We start from the raw sequence: 21,179 nt of genomic DNA, 5'->3' as shown, positions 1-21,179 counted from the left end.
AGGAAACGTTTTCTCCGCGATTACTCGCCGATGCTCACGACCAGCACCGTCCGGTCGGCTTCTCTCACGACTCGCTCGGTGACGCTCCCGAGGTTCTCTAGCCGATCACGGCCCGTCCGGCCGTGGGTTCCGATCGTGACCAGGTCGATGTCGTGGCCGTCGGCGTAGTTCAGGATCTCCTTGTACGGCGTGCCATCGACGATAGCGGTTTCGAGTTCCAGACCTGTATCCGCGAGTCGCTCGGTGAGTTCCTCGATTGCCTCCTTCGCGTCGCCCTCCAGTCGTTCCTTGATCTCCGGTCGTTCGTCGTCCTCGGCCGCCAGATAGACCCGCTGGTCCATCACAGAGATCGCGTGCACGGTGGCGTCGTGGTTCTGTGCGATCTCGATGGCGTGATCGAGGGTCTGCTCGGTCCCGTCGCTTCCGTCGGTCGGCACGAGGATGTCGTCGTACATCTCCTGTCGATATTCTCCACAATTGTACGTGAATCTTGCCCCGGTGTCGGCGAATCCGATCCCGACCGTCCAGTCTGCCGCCGGACGAACCGTTAGGTGGGTGGCGACGATACTCGTGAGTATGAACAATCGACGACTCGGCAGCACTGGCTTTCACGTCTCTGAGATCGGTCTCGGCACCTGGAACATCGGCTCTGATTGGGGCGAGGTTCCGGCAGAAGAAGGCCGCGAGGCTATCCGAACGGCGCTCGACTCCGGGGTCGACTTCATCGACACCGCCGACGTCTACGGCGACGGCCGGAGCGAGCGCCTGATCCGCGAGGTGCTCGACGAGCGAGACGCTCACGACGAGGTGACCGTCGCAACCAAGGCCGGGCGGCGACTCGACCCGCACGTCGCCGAGGACTACGACCACGAGCATCTGGAAGACTTTGTCGACCGGAGCCGTGAGAACCTCGGCAGGGAGACGCTCGACCTCCTGCAACTGCACTGCCCGCCGACTGACGCGTACTATCGGCCCGAACCCTGGGACGCACTGGCCGCCCTCGAAGACGCGGGCAAGATCGATCACTACGGCGTCAGCGTCGAGCGCGTCGAGGAAGCGCTCAAAGCTATCGAGTATCCCGGCGTCGAGACGATCCAGATCATCTTCAACCCCTTCCGCCAGCGCCCGGCGGAACTGTTCTTCCGCGAGGCGAAACGCCGCGACATCGGCGTCATCGTCCGCGTCCCGCTCGCCTCGGGACTGCTGACCGGCAAACTCGACCGCGACACCGAGTTCCCGGAGGACGACCACCGAAACTACAACCGCGAGGGCGACGCCTTCGACGTCGGCGAGACGTTCGCCGGCGTTCCCTACGAGACGGGCCTCGAGGCCGTCGATGCGCTCCGCCCGTACGTCTCCGAGGACCTGACGATGGCACAGTTCACGCTCCGCTGGATCATCGACCACGACGCCGTCTCCGCAGTGATTCCAGGGTCGACCTCGGCCGACCACGTCCAGCAGAACGCCGCCGTCTCGGAGGCTGACCCGCTCACGAACACCCAGCACGGTGCCGTCCGGGACGTCTACGAGGAGTACGTCCACGACCACGTCCACCACCGCTGGTAGGCCGCCGCTCGCGTCCCGCCGTACGCTAGTCGTCTATCCGGCCGATGGCCAGTCGTTCGCTCAGTAGTAACGGGCCGCGGCGCGGAACTGCCCGCGAAAGCGGTGTCGACGAGCGGATCCGGTCGGCGACGTCCTCGGCGGTCGTCTCTCGCGTCGTCCCGTCCCGCGCGTCGGTCAGCCGTAGTTCGTCGCGCTCGTCGCCCCGGTCGCCCACGATGGCATACTGGGCGACGAAGTCGTCGCCAGCCGCGTCGATGCGCTCGCCGACCGTCCGCTTCCTGTCGTCGACATCGACGCGAACGCCGCGCTCTGCCAGCGTCGCCGCGACTGACCGACAGCGGTCGAGATGCCGGTCGGCGACCGGTACGAGTCTGACCTGCGTCGGCACAAGCCAGGTCGGAACCGGCGCGTCCCCGCCGAGAAGTGCCGCCAACAGTGCCTCGACCGTCCCGACCGGCGCGGTGTGGACGACGACGGGCGTCTCCCCGCGGCTCTCGACGCCGAACCGCGCCGGGCCGTCAACGTCGAGTCGCACCCAGCCAGCGTCGACGATGCCGTCTCCCGCGTCCGTCACGAACTCGACGGTGAACGGAGAGCCGACGGCACCGCGCTCGACGGCGACCGGCGCGTCTAGCCCCTCGACGACGGCGTCGACCCAGGTGCCGTGCTGGTCGTAGAACGCGCCGGTGACGCGCACGACCGGCACCCGGTCGAGTCCGAGCGTCGAATCGAGCGCGTCGACGAGCGAGAGTCGGTCCTCCACGGTCGAGAGCGCGGCGTCGATATCACCGACCGCAGTGTGGGCCTCCGGGAGCGTCGCGGTTCGCGGTCCCGACGGCCCGTCTCGCGTACACGTCCCGACCTCCCAGAGGGTCGCCGGTAGTGCGTCGGCATCGAGCGAGGTGTCCGCGAACGCCCAGAGATGGCCGGGACAGAGCGCTCGTCGGCGCACCGTCTCCCCGCCCGTCCTCCAGCCCTCCGCCGCGAGATGCTCGCGAACCGCTTTCACTGCCGGATCGTAGCTCTCCGGCGTCCGGATCGGCGTCGCTCCCACCCCCTCGAACTGGTCGTCGAGCAGCGCCCGGACGCACGCACGCATCGTCACACCGCGCTGGTTCCACCGGAGTTCGCCGTTCGCGGCGATGCCGTCCTCGGCTGCCACTTCCTGCTCGACCAGGACGCGCTCGACCCGACTGCCGCGCCGTGCCCCCCGTCTCCCGTCCGCGACGATCGGTTCGAGTCGTGGTGGGATGTCGGTGTCATCGGCCATCGGATGCAGCACGTCTCCACCGTCCGCCCCCCCGTCGACGACGAACCACTCGCTCTCGCACGCCGTCGCTGCCGCCCGCTCCTCGCCGGTGAGCCGTCGGGAGCGAACCGAGTACGGATGCCCCTTCGTCCGGACGTCGAGTTCGAGATGCCAGCCCGCAGGCACGCGCTGGACGTCGAGTCCAGCGACCGCTGCCGCGATACCGTCGAAGACGTCCTCGACGATGGCGGGATCGGCCGGATCGTCGACCAGATGCGGTGTCGGGACGAGTGCGATCCGGTCGGTGTTGAGTTGCTCGCTCGCCGCGCGTAGCTCCTCTGCCGCCGCCGCGACGACTGACTCGAGTCGCGCGCTATCGCTCGCCTCGACGCCGACGAACGCGCCGACGCACTGCTCGACGGTCAGGCGCTCGGGATGCTCGTCGGGCTCGGTGTCCGCCCGCGAGTGGACCGGCACAGAGGAGAGCGATTCGACGTGGACGGCGAGCAGTCGCATACCGATAGCTCGGCTGTCGAGGAAAAAAGCGTGCCGACCCGCTATCGGCGCAGTCGCCAGAGCAGCGACCGTAGCTTGTAGCCGATAGAGCCCGTCTGATAGCCGTTCCAGCCGCTCATTCCACCGGCAAGCGTGCTTGCCGAGTACCCCTCGTCGTTCAGGAGCCCCGTCGCCCGCTTGGCGACGATGCCCATCTTGCAGACGACGACTATCTCCTCGTCGTCCGGTAGTTCGTCCAACTCCGCGCGGAACGACGACTCGTCGCCGCTCCGGAGGTCGTTGTACACCGGCACGTTATAACTGCCCGCTATCGAGCCCGATTGGTAAGCGTCGCGAGGGCGGATGTCGAGGACGAACGGTTCGTCGCCGTCGAGCCGGTCATCGAGTTCGTCCGGGTACGTAGTTGACACGTCAGCGTGTATGGGACCGCCGGAAAAAAGCGCCCGGATCCTCCGGGCACAGCAGTCCCCCGCGGTTTGCCGGAGCCCCTCGGCATCGGATCCCCGGAACCGGACTGACCGATCAGGTCGGCGTCGCTCTTCGTGACGTCACTCGTCGAACTCGTACTCGCGATCGGTCTCCCGGAGGATGAACGTCCCGATGGCTAGTGTTCGCTTTGCGACGGTCGTGATCCGGAGGACGAAGGCGATGAACACGACGAACGGGGCGATACCGACGACGAAGCCCGCACTGATGAGCCAGACGAGATTGTCGATACCGAGCGTGGCTCCGGGTAGCGTGCTCGCATCGACGTACATGAGCATCGTCCCCATCACGGTCAGTGCGGGAATCGCGATGTACAGCAGCGCGCGCGAGAGGTTGATCAGTTCCCACTGGAAGTACAACGTCTTGAAGTGCTCGCGGGCCGGCCCGAAGAACTTCAGCACCTCGATCATCTCGTCCATTTCCTCGGTCGCCTCGTCAGACAGCGATTCGGCGTGCTTGGAACGGAGCTGTCGTGCTCTGCTGATCTTCCAGGAGTAGTTAAAATCGAGCGCGCTCCAGATCACCTCGAAGGTACCGAACTCTGCCCCCTTGAGGTTCGCTTTCACGGACTGGGCGTTCCGAATGACGTTGTCTGCGTACTCGTCGATCGTTTCTTCGAGTGTCTCGTCGCGCTCGTCTTCGATCTGCTCTTTGAGTCCGTTTGCCCGCTCCTCGATACTGTCGAGTAACACGTAGAGGAACGCGGACGGCTCCGCCGGACTCGTGCCGTCCTGGATCGCCGCTTCGACGTCCTGACGAAACGCCATTGCCTCGCTCATGCGCTCGCGCTGATCGCCGACTGCGCCCAGTTCCTGTGAAAGCACGAGTTGGTTGATCGTGACGACGATCGACGTCCCGGTGATGATCGCTCCGATGAACGCCGAGAAGATCCAGTGGTTCGCGTTGGCGCTCGCTACGACCGTCCGGAGCGGGCTGAATCCGATAGTACTCAGCGCGACCAGTGCGACGTAGACGATCACCAGGATCGCACCGACCAGCGCCCACCGCTGTACCCTGAGGAGGATCCAGAACCCGACACCGCTGCCACTGACTCGCTCGTGCATCGTGTCGCTTGGTTCCGAACTCATCTATCGTGGTGAGTGTCGGTTGCTGAATCCAAAAATGGACAGTGCGAGAAGCATTCGGCCGTCCCGGTTCGAGTCACCCACCGAACAGTCGTATCACCAGTCCGATCAGTATCAACAGGATTCCAGCGACGACACCGGCGCCGGGGAACGGAAATGGCAGCGGAACAATTGCGAGGACGAGTCCAAGACCGATGAGTATCGTTGAAAACCTGACCATGGCCCATGCGCAAACCACGACGCCCGCAGTAGTAAGTCTGTGTGGCGCTTTGAGAGATGGCGGAACCTGCAGCGGAAACGGCCCCGTTCTCGGCGGGCGTCAGTCGTCCTGGTCGGGGGCGGCCTCCTCGGGCGGCTCTCCTTCGAGGAGTTCCTCGCTCTCGAACCCCTCGCGGAGGTCTTTCTTCGAGAACTTTCCGGTCGCAGTCTTCGGAATCTCGTCGATGAACTTGAACCCGTCCGGGAGCCACCACTTCGGATACTCCGCTTCGAGCATCGATCGTAGCTCTTCGACGAGACGATCACGCGAGACGTCCGACGCGGTGACGACCATCGCGACGGGACGCTCCTGCCAGCGCTCGTGTGGCACGCCGATGACGGCGGCTTCGCTCACGTCGTCGTGCGCCATGATCGCGTTTTCGAGTTCCTGCGAGGAGATCCACTCCCCGCCGGATTTGATCACGTCGTCGGCCCGATCGACGATCTCGATGTACCCGTCCTCGTCGACGGTTACGATATCCCCGGTTCGCAGCCACTCGCCCTCGAAGTCCGTCTCGTTCGCTCTGGGTCGGTTGTAGTATTCGGTCGTGATCCACGGGCCGCGCACGTACAACTCGCCGAAGGCCTCGCCGTCCCACACGATCTCCTCGCCGTCGTCGCCGACGACTCTGAACTCCAGGCCGGGGACGATGAGTCCCTGTTTCGCCCGTTTCTCGAGTTTGGTCTCGGCCGACGCGTCCGCCAGGTCGTGCTTGATGGTCGCGACGGTCCCGACCGGCGACATCTCGGTCATCCCCCAGGCGTGGAGGACGTCGACGCCGAGTTCGCCGAACTGCTCGATGACCGCCTTCGGTGGGGCCGCACCGCCGATGATGATGTACTCGAGCGTCGAGAGGTCCACGTCGTTGTCCTCGACGTACTCCAGCAGATCGAGCCAGACCGTCGGCACTCCCGCTGCCATCGTCACCCCTTCCTCCTCGATGAGCCCTGCCAGATCCGCGGGCTCGGGTGCCGGACCGGGGAACACCTGTTTCGCGCCGGCGGCGGCCGCCGCGTAGGGCATCCCCCAGGCGTTGACGTGGAACATCGGTACGACCGGCATGATGACGTCCGAATCGTCGACGCCCAGCGCCTGGGGCGTCAACATCGCCATCGTGTGTGACCACATCATCTGCTGGGTGTACTCGACGCCTTTCGGCATACCGGTCGTCCCGGAGGTATAACACATCCCAGCACGGCGCTCGCCGTCGAGGTCGGGCCACTCGTAGGCCGCGGGCTGGTCCCCAACGAACGACTCGTAATCGACCATCGGGCCGAGGTCGACGTCCGGCACCGCCTCGCCCATGATCACGAACTGCTCGACGCTCTCGAAGGCCTCGGGGTCGTACGCCCCGGCGAGTTTCTCCGCGAGTGACGGGTCCACGAAGAGGATTCTGTCGTCGGCATCCTCGACGATATGCTGGATGTGACCGTCCGGAAGCAGGGGGTTGATCGTGTGGAGCTGTGCCCCCATGTTCGGGACGCCGAAGTACGTCTCGAAGTGTCTCGCCGTGTTCCAGCAGAAGGTCCCGACCCGGTCACCCTTCGAGATGCCAAACTCGTCGAGTGCGTTCGCCAGTTGTTTCGTCCGGTCGGCGTACTCGTCGTACGTGTATCGGGTCACGCCCTCCGGGGTTCGAGCGACTATTTCGTGGTCCGGATAGATGTGCTCGGCACGCCACAGGAACGGCGACAATGTCTGATCGTGTCCACCCATGGCTGCAAATTTATTATTAATAGTTATAAATGTTTGTGGGCGAACTCGGAACGGAGTGGCCGTTCGACCAGACGACTCGTGCACGCCCCGACCGACTGCGCCGCCGTACTGGCCGGGACTTCTATCGAACCGATGTAGGAACTGGTCGGTACGGGATCGGTTGAGGCGTCTCCCCCGTCTGGAGGTCGCTTACTCCTCGTCGTCGCGGAGTTGCTCTAGTTCGTCGTCGATCTCGGAATCGGCGATTTCGGCCTCAACGTCGACGTCCTCTTCGAGTTCGGTTTCGAGATCAGGCTCCGCCACCGACTGTGGCTCCTCCTGCGTCGTCTCTTCGGCCTCCTCGGTCTCCTTGCCCATATCGGATTTGAGCGTCTCTAGCTCCGAGTCGACGGTTCCCTGCGTGTGGACGTCTTCCAGTTCCCGCTCCAGATCGTTCTTGTCCGAAAGCTGATCCTCGAGGACGCCCTCGTCCTGGAGTTCGTCCAGGGCGGCCGAGCGCGCTTCGAGTTCTTCGGTGTTCTCCTCGGCTCGCTCGATTGCTCGGCCGACGTCGCCGAACTGGTCGCCCGCGCCCGTCACGGCTTCGGAAACGCGGGCGCTGGCCTCCGCGGCCTCGTGGCGGGCCTTGATCGTCTCCTTTTTTGTTCGGAACTCCTCGATGCGTTGCTGGAGGGTCTCTTTCTGCTCGACGAGTTGGTCCTGTGTATTCTGTAGATCGGCGATCTGGCCCTCTAGCTCCTCGATCTGGGTCATCTTCGTCTTCTTCTTCTCGAGGGCACGCCGGGCGAGGTCCTCGCGGTCCTGCTTGACCGCCTGTCGGGCCTGCTCGTTGTGTTTCTCGACGTTGTCCTCGAGTTTGCGTTTTTGCATCTCCAATCGCTTCTTCTGGGTCGTCAGATCGGCGATTCCCTTCTTGACGTCCTGTAGTTCGTCACGAAGTTGCTCGTACGAGTAGTCCAGCGTCTCGCTGGGATCTTCGGCCCTGTTGAGCAGGGCGTTTACTTTCGATCGGATTACGTAACTTGCGCGCGAGAGCACTCCCATACCTTTCCTGTGTACCGCGTGATTAAAAACATCACCGACGTAACCGAAATGCATGCCAGAATCGGTACTCGTTCCCGGCCAGCGCGACGTCCGCGGGTCGCTCGATCAGGCCGGTACGGGAAGCGACGCCGTCGTCGTTGCCTGCCCACCCCATCCCGAGCATGGGGGGACGCGTCACGACGCCAGACTGACGGCGGTCTCGGACGCGCTCACTGGTGCCGGAATCGACTGCCTGCGCTTCGATTACGGGGCGTGGGACGAGGGCCACGGCGAGCGAGAAGACGCCCACAACGCGGTCGCCTGGGCGCGCGAGCGCTACGAGCGCGTTGGCCTGTTCGGCTATAGCTTCGGCGCGACCATCGCGCTACTCGCGGCCGTCGAAGCCAACCCTGGGGCAGTCTCCGCTCTCGCCCCCACGGCTTCGCTTGCACCCGACCTCGATGCTGTACCGGCACTCGACGCCATCGACGCGCCGGTGCAGGTCGTCTACGGTGCTCGCGACGCGACCGTCGACTGGGAACCGGTCGTCGAGCGCGCCCTGGAACTGGATCACCGGACTGACGAACTCGCCGCGGACCACTTCTTCGTCGGCCAGCACACCACGGTCGCGGATCGCGTCAGCGCGTTTCTGGTCGATATCGTTGCCCCGTGAGCGCGGCGACATGCCAAATCGCGTGACGCCACAACTTCAACTGCGTGGGACGGCTACTCGGTATCAATGCCTCCTACTGATCCTGCCGAGACTGCGCCATCCGACGCGGCCGACTCCCCAACCGACGCATCGCCCGAAACGGATGCCGAGAAACCAGCGGCGGCCCTCGCGACGTTCGTCGAGCGCGTCCTCGACATGAGCATCGACGACCTCGATGCGACGGCGACGGTTACGGGGCAGGACCCGACGCCAGGCCGGCAACTGCTCTCGCTCGTCGCCGACGCCGACTCGGCGACCGGCGTCCTGCCAACCCTTCCGATGTCACTGCTCGACGGGGCGGACGGTTTCGACGGCCTGCGGGCCGCGCTCGTCGTCACCGGTGCGGCCCGCGAGCGCCTCGACGGGCCTGCCCTCTCGCTCGTCGAATCACGCCTGGCCGGCGAGGACGTTACGCTCTACGGTCACGACGGCGACGCCCCCATCGGCCTCCTGTTGCTGGACGACGTCGCCGTCCTCTGTGCGTTCGATGCTACCGGCGAACCGGGCGCGCTGCTCGTAAGCCGCGCCCCCGAACTCCGGGCGTGGATCGCCGAAAGCTGTAGCCGGTATCGGGACGAATCCGACGTTCTGGTCGGATAGACCGCTCTAGGCCGTCTCGAACTCGTCGAGTCGTGCGTCGAGCCACTGCTCGACGGCCGTGGCCGTCTCCTCGACCGTCGCCCCGGTCGTATCCACCAACTCGATACCCGCCTCGTCCGCGTTCTTCCGGAACCACTGGTTGAACTCGGCCTGTTTGTCCACATCGGCCCAGTAACTATCGCCCTCCCAGCCTGCCCGGTCTCGGAGGCGCTCGGCCTGCACGGCATCCTCACAGACCAGCGCCAGATAGTGAGAGTCGCCGAAGTAACGTCTGTTGGTTAACCCCTCGACGTTCTCGGGGACGCCAAGCCCCGTTGTGAACAGCACCGGTGGAACGCCCGACTGTGCGACTGTCCGGCAGAGTCGGAGCACGTACTCGTTGAACGTGGCCTCCTCGAACGCGCAGTCCTCGTGCGCGATACCGTCGTCCTCCAGCAACACGGCATCGACCCGCCCAGCAAGCATGCGACGGATCGTCGACTTGCCCGTCCCGGCCGCGCCGGTGACGATACAGAGGGGTGGCTGGACGAAGGACCGCTCGTGGCCACACTCGGGACAGACGACGAGCGACTCGTCCGATCGAACGGTCATATCGGCGCGCTGCACCCGGCAGGCCGGACAGACGTGAAGCATACTGGGTGAGTTGGGGCGCGTCGGAAAGAAGATATCGGCACTGGCGCCGGCGGTGGGTCGCGACGCTACAACTCCTCCAGCGGGACCACGACGACGGGCCGCGAGGACTGGCCGAGCAACTCAGAGGCGACCGAACCCATGCCCTGGTCGGCACCGGGTTCGCCGCTCCGCGGGCCGATGACCAGTTCGTCGACGTCGTGGTCCCCGGCGCTCGCGAGCAACTCCTCGACGGGGTCGCCGGTCCGTTGCTCCGTCTCGACGTCCGCGATGGCACCGAGGCGGACCGTTGCGACGTTGAGTGCCTCGCGGCCGTCCCGCGCGTCGTCGTCGGCCGACTGAACGTGAACCGCCACGACAGTATCGCCCGCTCCGGCCCGCCCTTCGAGGTAGTCGCAGGCGCTTGCGGTCGTGTGTACCGAGTCCGTCCCGAGAAGATAACGCATGTGTGACAGGGACACGCTCCTCGTTCCTAAACCCGCCGATATATTCCCCGGGAACGGGCCATTTTTGATCGTCGCGCCACACAAATAATTATACGCCATCGCTCCCTAGCGGGTTACACGAATCTAACATGTTCGCCCGACTCGATGATCTCAACGTCGTAGCCGTCAGGTCTCCCACGTAATATGGTCGATAGCAAACAGATTGAACGAACGAAGGCCATCCAGCGCCGAACCGGGCGGACGTTCCATGTCGCAACGCGATTTCTGCCCGAGCACGCGCGACATCCAACGTACGTCCTCTACGCGTTCTTCCGGGTGGCCGACGAAGTGGTCGACGATGCCGGAGATACACCGGCAGAAGAGCAGGCCGCACAGCTAGAAGCGTTTCGCGAACAGGCACTCGGCGAGAGCGAACCGGAGGGGCCAGTACTCGAAGCGTTCCGTGACATCGCCGTCGAACACGACATCTCCGAGAGCGAGATAGACGACTTCATCGACGCGATGAAGACGGATATCTACAAGAGTCGCTACGAAACCTACGCGGAACTCGAAGAGTACATGCGCGGGTCGGCTGCCGCCGTCGGCGTGATGATGACCGAGATAATGGATCTCGATCAGCCAGAGGCCGCGCTCCCGCATGCCGTCGCGCTCGGGGAGGCGTTCCAGTTGACGAACTTCCTCCGGGACGTTCGCGAGGACGTGATCGACCGGGACCGCATCTACCTCCCGTTAGAGACGCTCGAAGAGCACGACGCGTCGGTCGAGGACGTCGAAAACCTGGAGTTCACGCCCGAAATCGGGAGTGCGATCCAGTCCGAGATGGCCCGGACCGAGGCGCTCTATCAGGAGGGGGTCGCCGGAATCAAGTATCTCCCCGAGGACTGCCAGTTCCCCGTCCTGCTGTCGGCAGTTCTGTACGCCGACCACCACCGACTCATCCGCAAGTGTGGCTTCGATACGGTCTCGAACGAACCGGACCTGAGTATGGCCCGAAAGCTCTGGCTCGCGGCGCGGACCCGCTGGCACTGGCAGTGGAACCGTGATCCGGAAGCCGTCTTCCAGCGTGTCAGCTCTATTTCGGCAACCGACACGCCGCGACACGACCCGGATCGGCCGGACACCACGCCAGCGCAGTAGCTACTGTTCGATCGGTTGTTGGGGCGTCGTTCTCGTCAGGCCGGCAAAGTCGAACCAGTCCGCGCGGAACAGTGCCACCAGCAGTGCTGCGGCCAGCGCGACCGGAACGAGGTTGCCGAAGTAGAGATTGACCAGTCCCCAGAGAATGCCGAAACTGATCAGATCGTCGAGTACGTACTCACATCGGTCGAGACGTCGGTCCAGGGCGTCGGCGTCGAACGATAGCGTGAGCACGCCGACCGCGACGATGCCGGAGATAAGCCACCCGACGTAGTTCTGCACCGGCACGTCGTAGTACGCGCCGCCGGCGTCCCAGCCCCAGAAGCCGAGCGCGACCGCACCGGGGTCGAGCACGAGATCCATCGTGATGACGACGAGCAGGACCGACAGGAACCGGATCGGTAGCGACTCCATCCGGTCGCCGAGCATCAGCGTACAGAGCAGATAGCTGTTGAGCAGGATGGGGAAATAAAACACCGGCAGCGCGATTGGGACGGCGTCTAGTAGCATCGGCCCGAGTTCGATCAGGTACTCGAAATCGCCGTAGGGGAATCCGGTAGTCACCCCGAGAAGTTCGATCCCCCAGCTAAACCCGACCAGCCCCGAGAGCCCGGTAGCGACCCGTCGATTGATCAGCGGTGCAAGCCCGCCGATCAGCGGGAGTCGCATCACCATCACCGCGCCCAGCAGGAGAAACGGATTGAACGCCAGCGACCGCGGCACCACGCCTTCGGCCGCAGCGATCAGCAGAACGGTCCCGACGAGGGGGAAGGTGATCGCTATCGTCACACGGTTGTCCCGGATCAGCGAATCCAGTCTCCCTTCGACAGCGCGTCGCTCCATTACCCCGTACTCCGGTTGCATGACACATCAACGAACCGCTTCGGCGCGCCCTACATCGGCGGTGCGATTTCCCAGAGTTTCCCCATCGTCAGCACCGCGCCGACGGCAGTGTTGATCACCGGATACCACCAGTATGCGCGGTCGACGGGGACCGACGAAAGCCCGATAGCGGCGACGAGCACCGGATAGACGGCGAAGACGGCACCGAGTCGGGGATCCAGCAGTCCAAAGGCGACTGCGGCCAGTCCCCAGACGACGGTACAGTAGCCGTAGGTCGTCCGCTCGCCGAGTAGCGTTGCCGTCGTCTGGATACCGGCGCGTCTATCGGGTTCGATGTCGGGAATCGCCGAGAACGTATGCATCGCCATCGCCCAGAGCCACGCCCCGATAACGGCGATTACGGGCGGCTGGCTCCCTGCAACCGTCGCGTACGCCGCCATCGCGGGGACGACGTAGAGCCCGTTCGAGAGCGAGTCGAGCAGCGGCGTCGTCTTGAATCTCGCCGGGGGAGCGCTGTACTCCGCGCCGAGCAGGACGAACAGGCCGATCCAGGGCCAGGCCGCCGCTGGCAACAGCAGGGCGGTCGGAATCGCTAGCACGCCACAGAGCAAAACGGCGTAGACGACGAAACGCTGGCCGCCCCAGCGCGCCTCGCGGCCGCCATCGTCTTTCTTGGGGTTTTCGGCGTCGATTTCGGCGTCGTAGACGTCGTTGATGCCGTAGAGGAAGACGTTCGCGGGCACGAGAAAGTACGCAAAGAGGGCGACCAGCACGGGCGATACGAGTGCGGACAGTTCCGACGCCCCGTAGACGCCGCCGACGGCGACCGGCCCGGCCAGATAGAGCCAGAACCGCGGCCGCGACAGCACGAACAGGTAGCGTAACCGCTCGCCGGGCGTCTGCTGGTTCGCCGCACCGCCAGTGGTCGTGGTCGGAATCACGTCGTCTGAGTCACGTGTTTCGGATCACTTAGTCGCGTCGCCGTAATCCTCGATCAGTTTGTTCGCGGCGTGTTCGCCGCTGATCAGACACATCGGCACGCCGATACCGGGGTTGGTGTACGATCCCGCGAAGTAGAGGCCGTCGACCTTGCTGGAACGGTGGTTCGGCCGGAAGACCGCGGTCTGGGTGAGCGTGTGGGCCATCCCCAGTGCCGTCCCGTCGTAGCTGTTGTACCGCCCGGCGAAATCGGAGACGGAGAATATCTCCTCGACGACGATTCGATCTCTGAGTTCCGTCCCGGTGTTCTCGGCGATATCGTCGAGGATGCGGTCCCGGTACCACTCGCGAGTCTCCTCGTCGTCGTCGAGGCCGGGCGCGATGGGCACGAGCGCAAAGAGGTTGCTGTGACCCTCCGGCGCGACGGTATCGTCGGTCTTCGAGGGGACACAGAGGTAGTAGGCGGGGTCGTCGGGCCACGCCGGTTCGTCGAAGATCTGCTCGAAATGCTCGTCCCACTGCGATGGCAGTACGAGCGTGTGGTGTTCGAGTTCGGGTACGTCGCCCTCGACGCCGAGATACATGAGAAAGGCGGAGGGAGCGTAGGTCTTCGACTCCCAGTACTCCTCGCTGTACTGGCGCTTCTCGGGCGGTAGTAGCTCCTGCTCGGTGTAGGGCATGTCGGCGTCGCTGACCACGTAGTCGACCTCTTCGCCGCCCGTCTCCGTCTCGACACGGAAGCCGCCCGCGCGGCCCTTGATCTCCGTGGCTGCCTCGCCGGTCCGGTACTCGACGCCGAGGTCGTCACCCAGTTCGATGATCCCGTCGACGACGCCGCCGATCCCGTTTTCGGGGTACCAGACGCCGAGGTTGAAGTCGACGTGGCTCATCAGGTTGTACAGCGCAGGCGTGTTGGTCGGCGACCCGCCGAGGAAGACGAGCGTGTACTGGACGATCTGTTGCAGTTTCGGATGGTCGAAGTAGTTCTCGACGTGGTCCTGCATCGATCCGATCAGCGAGAGGCCGCGCGCGTTGCGCAGGACATCCATGTCGATCCAGTCGCGGAACCGGCTACGGTCGGTGTAGACGAACCCGTCCATTCCGACACGGTAGTTCTCGCGTGACTGGTCGAGATATCGGTCCAGCGCCTCGCCAGCGCCGGGTTCGTAGGACTCGAACAGCGCCTTGTTCTGTTCGATGTCGGGGACGAGGTCGATGACCTCGCCGCTCTCGCGCTGGTGGCGGTTGGGGACGTCCTCGACGCTCTTGGAACCGGAGAGTGAGGTCTCGCCGTCGTCCTTGAAGAAGATCCGGTAATGGGGGTCGAGCCGTTCGAGTTCGTAGAACTCCTCTGGCTCCCGATCAAAGTAGCCGAAGAACCGCTCGAAGGCATCGGGCATCAAATACCACGACGGGCCCATATCGAAGTGGAAGCCGTCGCGGTCCATACGGCTTGCTCGGCCCCCGAGTTGCTCGTTCTTCTCGAAGACGGTGACATCCGCACCGGCATCAGCGAGGTAACAGGCAGTGGAGAGGCCGCCGAACCCGCTTCCGATTACGGCGACAGACTGTCCCGATAGAGGTTGCATACTCGGTGGGTAGGGCCGCCCGATTGTAAATGCTCCTGACAGGCACGGTCTCTCCGGTACTCGAACGGATTACTGCTCCGGACTGCTCCGACCTCGCCAACAGCCTCATACCGCTCCGTTCCGTGCTAGAAGTAGACATGGAACTGAACGTACAGGGAGCCGCCTCGGCCGCCCCGTTTCTCGGGGCACAGGACCTGTTCGAGACCGAACACGATCTCGCCCGACCGGTCGAGGTGTACGTCCGCTCGAACCCCGACGAGCGAACGTGGACCTCCCACTACGACGACCACCACGTCCTGAACATCTCCGAGCAGGCGGCGACGAGCACGATGGCTCGCGAACTCGCTCTCCACGAACTCTCCCACATGTTACGCCACGAGGAGGGCCACCCATCTCACGTCCAATCGACCGAGGAAGTGCTCTTTCTCGCGCTCGCAGGACAGAGCGTCGAGCAGCGGACGCTCACGCACTGCTATCAGATCGCCAACCACATGAAGGATATCTACGCCGATGACATCACCCTCTCCGTCGGCCCGACGAACAAACTCGTCGCCTTCTTCGAGTCGAAACTCGCCGCCGCGCTCGCCGACCAGCCAGGGGCCGCCCCTGCAACCCCCGAGGTGCGCTTCGACGGTCACCGCGAACCAGCGCGACGACTCACCGCGGCGTCGGATACGGAGATGACCGTCGTCAACGCCGCCTTCGCGCTTGCGCTGCTGGAGCGCCACGACCTCGTCGAGGCCGACCATCGCCTCTACGACCTCGCGTACGCGGCGGCCCGGGACGCGCCCGGAATCGAACTGGAGGGGTTCAAACGCCGATTCAAGGACCTGCAGGACGACCCGGACCCAAGTGACTACCGGAAACATCTCGTCGACGCCACGCGGGCCTACGCGGCCGGGAGCGACCAGGCCGCCGACTGAGTCTTGCCAGTAGCGAACGAACAAAAACGAAGAAGCGAGAGTAGAGTTACCTTGCGGCGGCGGCGACGCGTTCCTTCTCTTCTTTCTGACTGACTGCGTACGTGTTGACGTCGTTGTTTGCGGCGCCGATAAGCTGGTTCGCGAGCGCCTCCTCGACGTCGATCGTCGTCTTGAACGAGGAGCCGTAGACGCCTTCTGCGATGACCTTCAGGGCCTGATCGACGCGGCGCTGGGGCGCGACGTCGACGGCCTTGGGGACGGAGATGCCACCGTACTTCAGGCGGACGGTCTCCTCACGCGGGGCGGCGTTCTCGACGGCCTGCACGAGCACCTGGATCGGGTTCTCCTCGGTGCGCTCGTGGATCATCTCGAAGGCCTCTCGGGTGATGTTGAGAGCCTGCGTCTTCTTGCCCGTGTTCTCGTCGGTCTGCATCAGACGGTTGATGAGTCGCTCGACGATCGAGATCTCGGATTTCTGGAACTGCTTGCCGGCGTGTCGACCCATCGTGTGGGCGACCGGCGTGACCGTGATGTACCGTTCGGTGCTGGGGTCGGAGTAGCTGATCCCCGTCACGTCCCACTCGCCGAACAGTTTGGCGACTGCGCTTTCGTCCTCGGTCTCGATTGACTCGTCGGCGTCGGATTGGTCTTCTGCCGCCATGATTATCGAACCGGTTTCTCCGCGTTTCCGCGCACGAGTTCGATCATCGAGACGCCGTTGACTTTCTCGACCTTGTAGTTAACGCCGGAGAGGTCACCCATCGCACGACCTTTCGCACCGCCGATCCCGGCGATGGTAACTTCGTCGTGTTCGTCGATAAAGGAGATTGCGCCGTCGCCGGGACAGAAGGCCGTGACCTGTTTGCCGTTCTTGATCAGCTGGACACGGACGCATTTCCGGATCGCAGAGTTGGGCTGTTTCGCTTCGATGCCCACTTTCTCCAGAACGATACCTCGACCCTGTGGAGCGCCCTCCAGTGGGTCGGACTTCTCGCCGAGGCCGCGCTCGCGTCGCGCGTACTCCGAGTCGGACCACCGTGCGCTCTGGCGGTCTTTCTTTATCTTCCGCGCGGCGTATTTGCCGTTTGCCATAGTACACCCGACTACCCGATGGAACCACTTAAGCATCCCCTTTTATCTCCGGAGTTACGGCGTGAGGTGCCTCGACAGGGTGTGATAAAGCGATCTGAGACCGTTGTATGGTCGTAGCGGTTCGCCTCGGTCGTGAAACGAAACGGTTCCTGTCGGGGCTATCCGATCACAAGCGAGTCTCGGATCGGCCGCCTTACGGCGACTTAGTGGCTTCGGCGTCGAAGCCCTGGTCGGACGTGTAACCCTCCCCGAACTGTAACGTAGTAGAACTGACCCGTCAGTCCCGATACGTTCGAGTACGTTCGAGTACTATCAGCTCATTGTAAGATATTTGTACCCGCGGGGGACTCTCCTTCGCCATGGACCAACCACTGCTCGGACAGTCGATCGATCTGAAGCCAGTCCCGATCCTAACGGGGAACGGCGATGTCTGAACGCGTCGATATCGGGGCCGTGGCGACCGCCGCGGCAGCGGCCGGCGCACAGGTCGCGGCTGCCGGTTTCGAGGCCGACCTCGACGTCGATATCAAAGGTAATGGCGAGGGCCCGGTCGGCCCGGCGGATGTCGTCACCGAAACCGACCGGGAAGCACAGCGCCACGTCGTCGAGGTTCTGACCGACCGGGATCCCGCGGCGACCATCGTCGGCGAGGAAAACGACGCCGTCAAAACGGTCCCATCGACGGGGCGGGCGTGGGTAATCGATCCGATCGATGGCACGTTCAATTTCGTCCGGGGCCTCCACTACTGGACGACAAGCGTCGCGGCGACTGTCGACGGCGAGCCAGTAGCCGCTTGCAGCGTACTCCCCGCGATTGGAACGACGTATCACGCGGAGGAAACGGGCGCGCATCGCGACGACGAGCCGATCACCGTCAGCGAGCAGTCGGACGAACGATCCGCGACAGTCGCCCCGATTATTCCTCCGTCCTACGGTGAGCGCGAGACGTACGTCGAGGGGCTGGGAGCGGTCTTCGAACGGTTCGGGACGACACTCCGGCTCTGTAGCGCGCAGGCGACGTTCGCGCTGATCGCAGACGGGAGTCTCGACGCCGCGGTAACGCCACAGCGACCGAACCCTTGGGACAGTCTCGCCGGAGCACACCTGGTTCGTCAGGCCGGCGGCGTCGTTACTGACCTCGACGGCGACCGGTGGACCGCGGATAGTGATAGTATGGTCGTCTCGAACGGTGCAGTGCACGAGCAGTTACTCGATGCTGCACAGGGGTTGCGGTAGTCTGTGCTGTCGACTGACGCAGGCTGCTACCCGCTGGCCGCTGGCCCGATAGTCCCGAGGCCGATATCGTGAGCAACGGCCTTGCGCTGTCCGTCGCCGGAGCCGTGATACTGGGTAGCTATGTCGTAGCAGTCAAACGATACTTCGACCACTACCCGCCGACGCTGTTCGTCGGAGCGACCTACGCTGTCGGCGTTACGTGGTATCTCCCGATAGTATTACTGACGACCCCCGTCGCTGCGGTCGTCCCCGTTGTCGGGCCACGTGGCGGCATCGTCCTGCTCGGAACGGCCGGCTTCACCGCGCTTGCGCTATTTACGTTCTACAGGGCGCTCACGCTCGGCGACGTCTCCTACGTTGCACCGATTAGCAAGATTGTTCCGGTGTTTGTTCTGCCACTGGAGGTGGTGTTGCTCGGGCAGTACCTTTCGGTCCTGCAGGTCGCGGGCGTCGTCGTCGCAACGTTCGCAGTCTACGTAGCGAACTATCGCAGCGGCTCGCTGTTTGCGCCGGTTCGACGACTCGTCCACAGCAAGGCGGCTCTGCTAGCGCTCGCGAGCGCGGCCGCGTTCGGCGTCGTCGACATCGGAAAGCGCGTCAGTATGCAGGAACTCGGTATTCCGCCCGAAGGGTTCGTCCTCACCATGCTCGTGCTGGTCCCCCTGTTGCTCTCGCCGGCGGCCGTCGGTAACCGCCACGCAGTCGACTGGTGGGGAGACCGCCGGAAACTGGCTGTCGCCGGTCTGGTCCTCGTCGTCGGACAACACGTCGTTGCGATGGCGTTCGAGACGCTGCCGGCAAGTGTCGTTTCGCCGGTCGTAAACACGCAGGCCGTCGTTGCGGTGGTCCTCGGGAGTCTCCTGCTGGGTGAATCACGGGTCCGGGTCAGGCTGACTGCGGCGGGACTCGCCGTCTTCGGTATCCTGCTCATCTCGCTCGGGTGAGGTCGCCCCGAAGCTTCTTTATCAGAACTCGTGCAGATACGAGCGGCTTGCCTCCCCGCAGCGGCAACGAACCACCCATCTCGAACTATAGCCGTACGTTCCAGTCTGGTGACCGCGATAGAGACTCGTACATCTACCCCATACGATATATAAAAATTATTAAGTTTCATGAGGTAGTGACCTCTCTACCGTCATGATGGCCTCGAACCCATCGGAACGGCCGATACGCACGGTTTGTCGACGATCCTTTCTCGCTGGAACCGGTGGGCCCCTGACCAGTGGCGGGCCGGCCGGATGCCGAGGTCAGGGCGAACAGAGCCCAACACAGAGCGATGGGGGCCGGGCCGGCGACGCCGTGTATCACTCGGACCACGCCGATACCCGGTCGAACCACGAGGAGCGCCAACAGCCGATTGCGAGCGCTGATTCGTGATGTCGGACAGTACCGGACCCACCGAGTATGACGCGTTGTTGCTGGACATGGACGGCGTGCTGGTCGAACCCACGCCCGGACCCGTTCTCGACAGTGCCGTTTCTGCGACGTTCGAGGCGTTCGACGTCGATGACCCGGATCCCGAGGCGTACGAGGTCCTTCGCTCGCTGTCTGCCGCCACGCCGCAGACGGTCGACCGAGTCGGTCGCACCTACGACGTCGATACCGAGACCCTCTGGCGAATGCGTGAACGGATCGCCGCCGACCGGCAGATAGCAACCCTCGATGAGGGCGGAAAACGGGTGTACGACGACGTCGTGACGTTGCGTTCGGTCGAGGTTGCGGTCGGTGTCGTCAGCAATAATCAGCAACGAACCGTCGACGCAATCGTTAGCCGGAACGGTCTCGATAGCCAGTTCGACGCCTGGTCGGGGCTCGACCCGACGGTTGAGGGGCTCCGTCGCGCGAAGCCAGCACCCTGTTACATCGAAGCGATGCTCGACGAACTCGACGCCGAGACAGCGTTGTTCGTCGGAGATAGCCTTTCAGACATCCACGCGGCACAGTTGGCGGGAATCGATAGCGCCCTTCTGTGCCGAAACGGGGATTCCCCCGAAACCGCTGAAATCGAACCGACCTACGACCTCACATCGCTGTCTGAACTTGCCGAACTGATGCACCCGGAGTCTAGCACTGACGACTCCGCTCGTATCGAAGCCGAACTCGAGCGGTCGACACGCGCCGGGACACGCCGCTCTGGCGGTGCGAGCGAGGCACTGTTGACCCTCGCCCGCCTCGACCGCCCGACATCCGAGAAGCGAACCCGGTTTGCCGTCGTCGCCGACCCGCACGTCTCTCCTGATGCTGCGGGAACGCCAAAGCTCTACCACCAGGGTGTCGGCCGACTCCGACGCGCCTTCGCCGACGCCGAAACCCGCGACATCGACGCGGTGCTCTCGGTCGGCGACCTGACGAAAGACGGTGCACCCGACGAATACACCCAGTTCGACGAGTGTCTCGACGACCTGAGCGTCCCCTTCTTTTCAGTTCCCGGAAACCACGACGCGCCCAAAGCGTCGACTGACGTCTACCAGCACGGCGACGAACACGAGACCCCGCCGATCGATCGGTTCGTCGCACAGTATACGACCGGAGAGCTACCGTTTCATCTCCGACTTGGTGACATCGACCTGCTCGGCCTGAACTCGGCTTCGACGCCGGATGGCGAGCTATCGACATCACACGACGGAACGGTCTCTCCCGAGCAGCTAAAGTGGCTCGACGACAGGCTCGCGGAACTGGACTCCGCGGTGGTCCTCATGCATCACAACACGCCCCAGATGTACGAACAGCTCCGTTCGTACGCTGAGGCCGCCCATCCCGAGATGGGGATGCCGCCGACGATGCGCGAGCCCGACCGACTCGTCGAGACGCTCCAGCAACACGACGTGCCGCTGGTGCTCAGCGGCCATCTACACATTCCCGGGGTAGCCGAGACGGGGACGGTTCGTGAACTGACGGTCCCGGCTACCTGCAGCTACCCTCAGGGGTACGTGCTGGTCGACATCGGGCCGAACGGAACGGTGATCGAATACGTCCCGGTCGCGGCAGCCGACGAGATGGCCGAAGCACACGCCGAGCGTCGGACTGCCGGGGATACCTCCCAGGGGCTGGCAGCGTTTTCGGCGATACAGCTCGCCTCAGCGCCGCTACTCGACGATTGGGCACAGTCTTCGGAGTGACCGCCAGCTAACG

At 64.0% G+C, this 21,179-nt stretch carries 21 protein-coding genes; 8 read left to right on the top strand and 13 right to left on the bottom strand.

What is annotated here, in order from left to right:
* Positions 1–20: 20 nt before the first annotated feature.
* The gene (locus ACFQL3_RS14945; protein WP_377055699.1) at positions 21–455 is read right to left on the bottom strand and encodes a universal stress protein; all 435 of its coding nucleotides are present in this window, start codon (positions 453–455) and stop codon (positions 21–23) included.
* A 121-nt stretch (positions 456–576) separates the two neighbouring features.
* On the opposite strand from ACFQL3_RS14945, the gene ACFQL3_RS14940 reads away from it, so the two are divergent.
* On the top strand, positions 577–1,566 hold the full coding sequence (locus tag ACFQL3_RS14940; RefSeq protein ID WP_377055697.1) for an aldo/keto reductase: 990 nt from the start codon (positions 577–579) through the stop codon (positions 1,564–1,566).
* Between the two features lie 25 nt (positions 1,567–1,591).
* Here ACFQL3_RS14940 and ACFQL3_RS14935 read toward each other — a convergent pair whose 3' ends face one another.
* The 5 genes from ACFQL3_RS14935 to ACFQL3_RS14915 all read right to left on the bottom strand — a co-directional run bounded on the left by ACFQL3_RS14935 (position 1,592) and on the right by ACFQL3_RS14915 (position 7,921).
* A complete protein-coding gene (locus tag ACFQL3_RS14935) occupies positions 1,592–3,331 on the bottom strand; it encodes a threonyl-tRNA synthetase editing domain-containing protein (protein ID WP_377055695.1) in 1,740 nt (579 codons plus the stop codon).
* Positions 3,332–3,372: 41 nt separating this feature from the next.
* Positions 3,373–3,741, bottom strand: a complete 369-nt coding sequence (locus tag ACFQL3_RS14930) for a rhodanese-like domain-containing protein (RefSeq protein ID WP_377055693.1) — start codon at positions 3,739–3,741, stop codon at positions 3,373–3,375.
* Positions 3,742–3,879: 138 nt separating this feature from the next.
* Positions 3,880–4,905 (bottom strand): hypothetical protein, encoded by a 1,026-nt coding sequence (locus ACFQL3_RS14925; RefSeq protein WP_377055691.1) that lies wholly within the window; start codon positions 4,903–4,905, stop codon positions 3,880–3,882.
* A 316-nt stretch (positions 4,906–5,221) separates the two neighbouring features.
* A complete protein-coding gene (locus ACFQL3_RS14920; protein WP_377055689.1) occupies positions 5,222–6,877 on the bottom strand; it encodes a long-chain fatty acid--CoA ligase in 1,656 nt (551 codons plus the stop codon).
* Positions 6,878–7,066: 189 nt separating this feature from the next.
* The gene (locus tag ACFQL3_RS14915; RefSeq protein ID WP_377055687.1) at positions 7,067–7,921 is read right to left on the bottom strand and encodes a PspA/IM30 family protein; all 855 of its coding nucleotides are present in this window, start codon (positions 7,919–7,921) and stop codon (positions 7,067–7,069) included.
* Between the two features lie 52 nt (positions 7,922–7,973).
* Between ACFQL3_RS14915 and ACFQL3_RS14910 the strand changes: the two genes are divergently transcribed.
* Positions 7,974–8,573: an alpha/beta hydrolase gene (locus ACFQL3_RS14910; protein WP_377055685.1), complete on the top strand. Its 600-nt coding sequence runs from the start codon at positions 7,974–7,976 to the stop codon at positions 8,571–8,573.
* A 66-nt stretch (positions 8,574–8,639) separates the two neighbouring features.
* Positions 8,640–9,212, top strand: coding sequence for a hypothetical protein (locus tag ACFQL3_RS14905; RefSeq protein ID WP_377055683.1), 573 nt, complete (start codon positions 8,640–8,642; stop codon positions 9,210–9,212).
* Positions 9,213–9,218: 6 nt separating this feature from the next.
* Here ACFQL3_RS14905 and ACFQL3_RS14900 read toward each other — a convergent pair whose 3' ends face one another.
* Positions 9,219–9,803, bottom strand: a complete 585-nt coding sequence (locus tag ACFQL3_RS14900) for a hypothetical protein (protein ID WP_377055681.1) — start codon at positions 9,801–9,803, stop codon at positions 9,219–9,221.
* A gap of 107 nt (positions 9,804–9,910) precedes the next feature.
* Entirely contained in the window at positions 9,911–10,288 is a 378-nt protein-coding gene (locus ACFQL3_RS14895; RefSeq protein ID WP_377055679.1) for a universal stress protein, read from the bottom strand.
* Between the two features lie 183 nt (positions 10,289–10,471).
* On the opposite strand from ACFQL3_RS14895, the gene ACFQL3_RS14890 reads away from it, so the two are divergent.
* Complete coding sequence (locus ACFQL3_RS14890; RefSeq protein WP_377055677.1) at positions 10,472–11,425, top strand: phytoene/squalene synthase family protein; 954 nt, start codon at positions 10,472–10,474, stop codon at positions 11,423–11,425.
* Here ACFQL3_RS14890 and cruF read toward each other — a convergent pair whose 3' ends face one another.
* From cruF to ACFQL3_RS14875, 3 genes are read right to left on the bottom strand one after another with little or no spacing between them, the layout of a single operon-like run.
* Positions 11,426–12,268 carry a bisanhydrobacterioruberin hydratase gene (cruF, locus tag ACFQL3_RS14885; RefSeq protein ID WP_377055675.1) on the bottom strand — a complete coding sequence of 281 codons (843 nt, stop codon included), beginning with the start codon at positions 12,266–12,268 and terminating at the stop codon, positions 11,426–11,428. It abuts the gene before it with no gap.
* A 50-nt stretch (positions 12,269–12,318) separates the two neighbouring features.
* The gene (locus tag ACFQL3_RS14880; protein ID WP_377055673.1) at positions 12,319–13,209 is read right to left on the bottom strand and encodes a prenyltransferase; all 891 of its coding nucleotides are present in this window, start codon (positions 13,207–13,209) and stop codon (positions 12,319–12,321) included.
* 24 nt (positions 13,210–13,233) lie between these two features.
* Positions 13,234–14,796 (bottom strand): phytoene desaturase family protein, encoded by a 1,563-nt coding sequence (locus ACFQL3_RS14875; RefSeq protein WP_377055671.1) that lies wholly within the window; start codon positions 14,794–14,796, stop codon positions 13,234–13,236.
* A gap of 137 nt (positions 14,797–14,933) precedes the next feature.
* On the opposite strand from ACFQL3_RS14875, the gene ACFQL3_RS14870 reads away from it, so the two are divergent.
* Positions 14,934–15,719: a DUF5781 family protein gene (locus ACFQL3_RS14870; protein WP_377055669.1), complete on the top strand. Its 786-nt coding sequence runs from the start codon at positions 14,934–14,936 to the stop codon at positions 15,717–15,719.
* A gap of 46 nt (positions 15,720–15,765) precedes the next feature.
* Here the strand turns inward: ACFQL3_RS14870 and ACFQL3_RS14865 are convergent, their stop codons facing one another.
* Positions 15,766–16,380 carry a 30S ribosomal protein S7 gene (locus tag ACFQL3_RS14865; protein ID WP_377055667.1) on the bottom strand — a complete coding sequence of 205 codons (615 nt, stop codon included), beginning with the start codon at positions 16,378–16,380 and terminating at the stop codon, positions 15,766–15,768.
* 2 nt (positions 16,381–16,382) lie between these two features.
* Positions 16,383–16,811, bottom strand: a complete 429-nt coding sequence (locus ACFQL3_RS14860) for a 30S ribosomal protein S12 (protein WP_238478078.1) — start codon at positions 16,809–16,811, stop codon at positions 16,383–16,385.
* A gap of 426 nt (positions 16,812–17,237) precedes the next feature.
* Here ACFQL3_RS14860 and ACFQL3_RS14855 point away from each other — a divergent pair, with 426 nt between their 5' ends.
* From ACFQL3_RS14855 to ACFQL3_RS14845, 3 genes are all read left to right on the top strand, one after another.
* Complete coding sequence (locus ACFQL3_RS14855) at positions 17,238–18,047, top strand: inositol monophosphatase family protein (protein WP_377055664.1); 810 nt, start codon at positions 17,238–17,240, stop codon at positions 18,045–18,047.
* Between the two features lie 68 nt (positions 18,048–18,115).
* On the top strand, positions 18,116–18,991 hold the full coding sequence (locus ACFQL3_RS14850) for an EamA family transporter (protein WP_377055662.1): 876 nt from the start codon (positions 18,116–18,118) through the stop codon (positions 18,989–18,991).
* Positions 18,992–19,423: 432 nt separating this feature from the next.
* Complete coding sequence (locus ACFQL3_RS14845; protein WP_377055660.1) at positions 19,424–21,166, top strand: HAD-IA family hydrolase; 1,743 nt, start codon at positions 19,424–19,426, stop codon at positions 21,164–21,166.
* Positions 21,167–21,179 lie beyond the last annotated feature (13 nt).

The sequence above is a fragment of the Natronoarchaeum sp. GCM10025321 genome, assembly GCF_042663585.1.
GTDB lineage: Archaea > Halobacteriota > Halobacteria > Halobacteriales > Natronoarchaeaceae > Natranaeroarchaeum.
Note: the sequence above shows the minus strand (reverse complement) of the source record. Positions and strands in the feature narration are given on the sequence as shown.

Bases quoted from the DNA above. Each gene is read 5' to 3' on its own strand.
- ACFQL3_RS14945 (WP_377055699.1), bottom strand. From the start codon at position 455: ATGTACGACGACATCCTCGTGCCGACCGACGGAAGCGACGGGACCGAG.
- ACFQL3_RS14940 (WP_377055697.1), top strand. From the start codon at position 577: ATGAACAATCGACGACTCGGCAGCACTGGCTTTCACGTCTCTGAGATC.
- ACFQL3_RS14935 (WP_377055695.1), bottom strand. From the start codon at position 3,331: ATGCGACTGCTCGCCGTCCACGTCGAATCGCTCTCCTCTGTGCCGGTC.
- ACFQL3_RS14925 (WP_377055691.1), bottom strand. From the start codon at position 4,905: ATGAGTTCGGAACCAAGCGACACGATGCACGAGCGAGTCAGTGGCAGC.
- ACFQL3_RS14920 (WP_377055689.1), bottom strand. From the start codon at position 6,877: ATGGGTGGACACGATCAGACATTGTCGCCGTTCCTGTGGCGTGCCGAG.
- ACFQL3_RS14915 (WP_377055687.1), bottom strand. From the start codon at position 7,921: ATGGGAGTGCTCTCGCGCGCAAGTTACGTAATCCGATCGAAAGTAAAC.
- ACFQL3_RS14910 (WP_377055685.1), top strand. From the start codon at position 7,974: ATGCCAGAATCGGTACTCGTTCCCGGCCAGCGCGACGTCCGCGGGTCG.
- ACFQL3_RS14905 (WP_377055683.1), top strand. From the start codon at position 8,640: ATGCCTCCTACTGATCCTGCCGAGACTGCGCCATCCGACGCGGCCGAC.
- ACFQL3_RS14900 (WP_377055681.1), bottom strand. From the start codon at position 9,803: ATGACCGTTCGATCGGACGAGTCGCTCGTCGTCTGTCCCGAGTGTGGC.
- ACFQL3_RS14895 (WP_377055679.1), bottom strand. From the start codon at position 10,288: ATGCGTTATCTTCTCGGGACGGACTCGGTACACACGACCGCAAGCGCC.
- ACFQL3_RS14890 (WP_377055677.1), top strand. From the start codon at position 10,472: ATGGTCGATAGCAAACAGATTGAACGAACGAAGGCCATCCAGCGCCGA.
- cruF (WP_377055675.1), bottom strand. From the start codon at position 12,268: ATGGAGCGACGCGCTGTCGAAGGGAGACTGGATTCGCTGATCCGGGAC.
- ACFQL3_RS14875 (WP_377055671.1), bottom strand. From the start codon at position 14,796: ATGCAACCTCTATCGGGACAGTCTGTCGCCGTAATCGGAAGCGGGTTC.
- ACFQL3_RS14870 (WP_377055669.1), top strand. From the start codon at position 14,934: ATGGAACTGAACGTACAGGGAGCCGCCTCGGCCGCCCCGTTTCTCGGG.
- ACFQL3_RS14865 (WP_377055667.1), bottom strand. From the start codon at position 16,380: ATGGCGGCAGAAGACCAATCCGACGCCGACGAGTCAATCGAGACCGAG.
- ACFQL3_RS14860 (WP_238478078.1), bottom strand. From the start codon at position 16,811: ATGGCAAACGGCAAATACGCCGCGCGGAAGATAAAGAAAGACCGCCAG.
- ACFQL3_RS14855 (WP_377055664.1), top strand. From the start codon at position 17,238: ATGTCTGAACGCGTCGATATCGGGGCCGTGGCGACCGCCGCGGCAGCG.
- ACFQL3_RS14845 (WP_377055660.1), top strand. From the start codon at position 19,424: ATGTCGGACAGTACCGGACCCACCGAGTATGACGCGTTGTTGCTGGAC.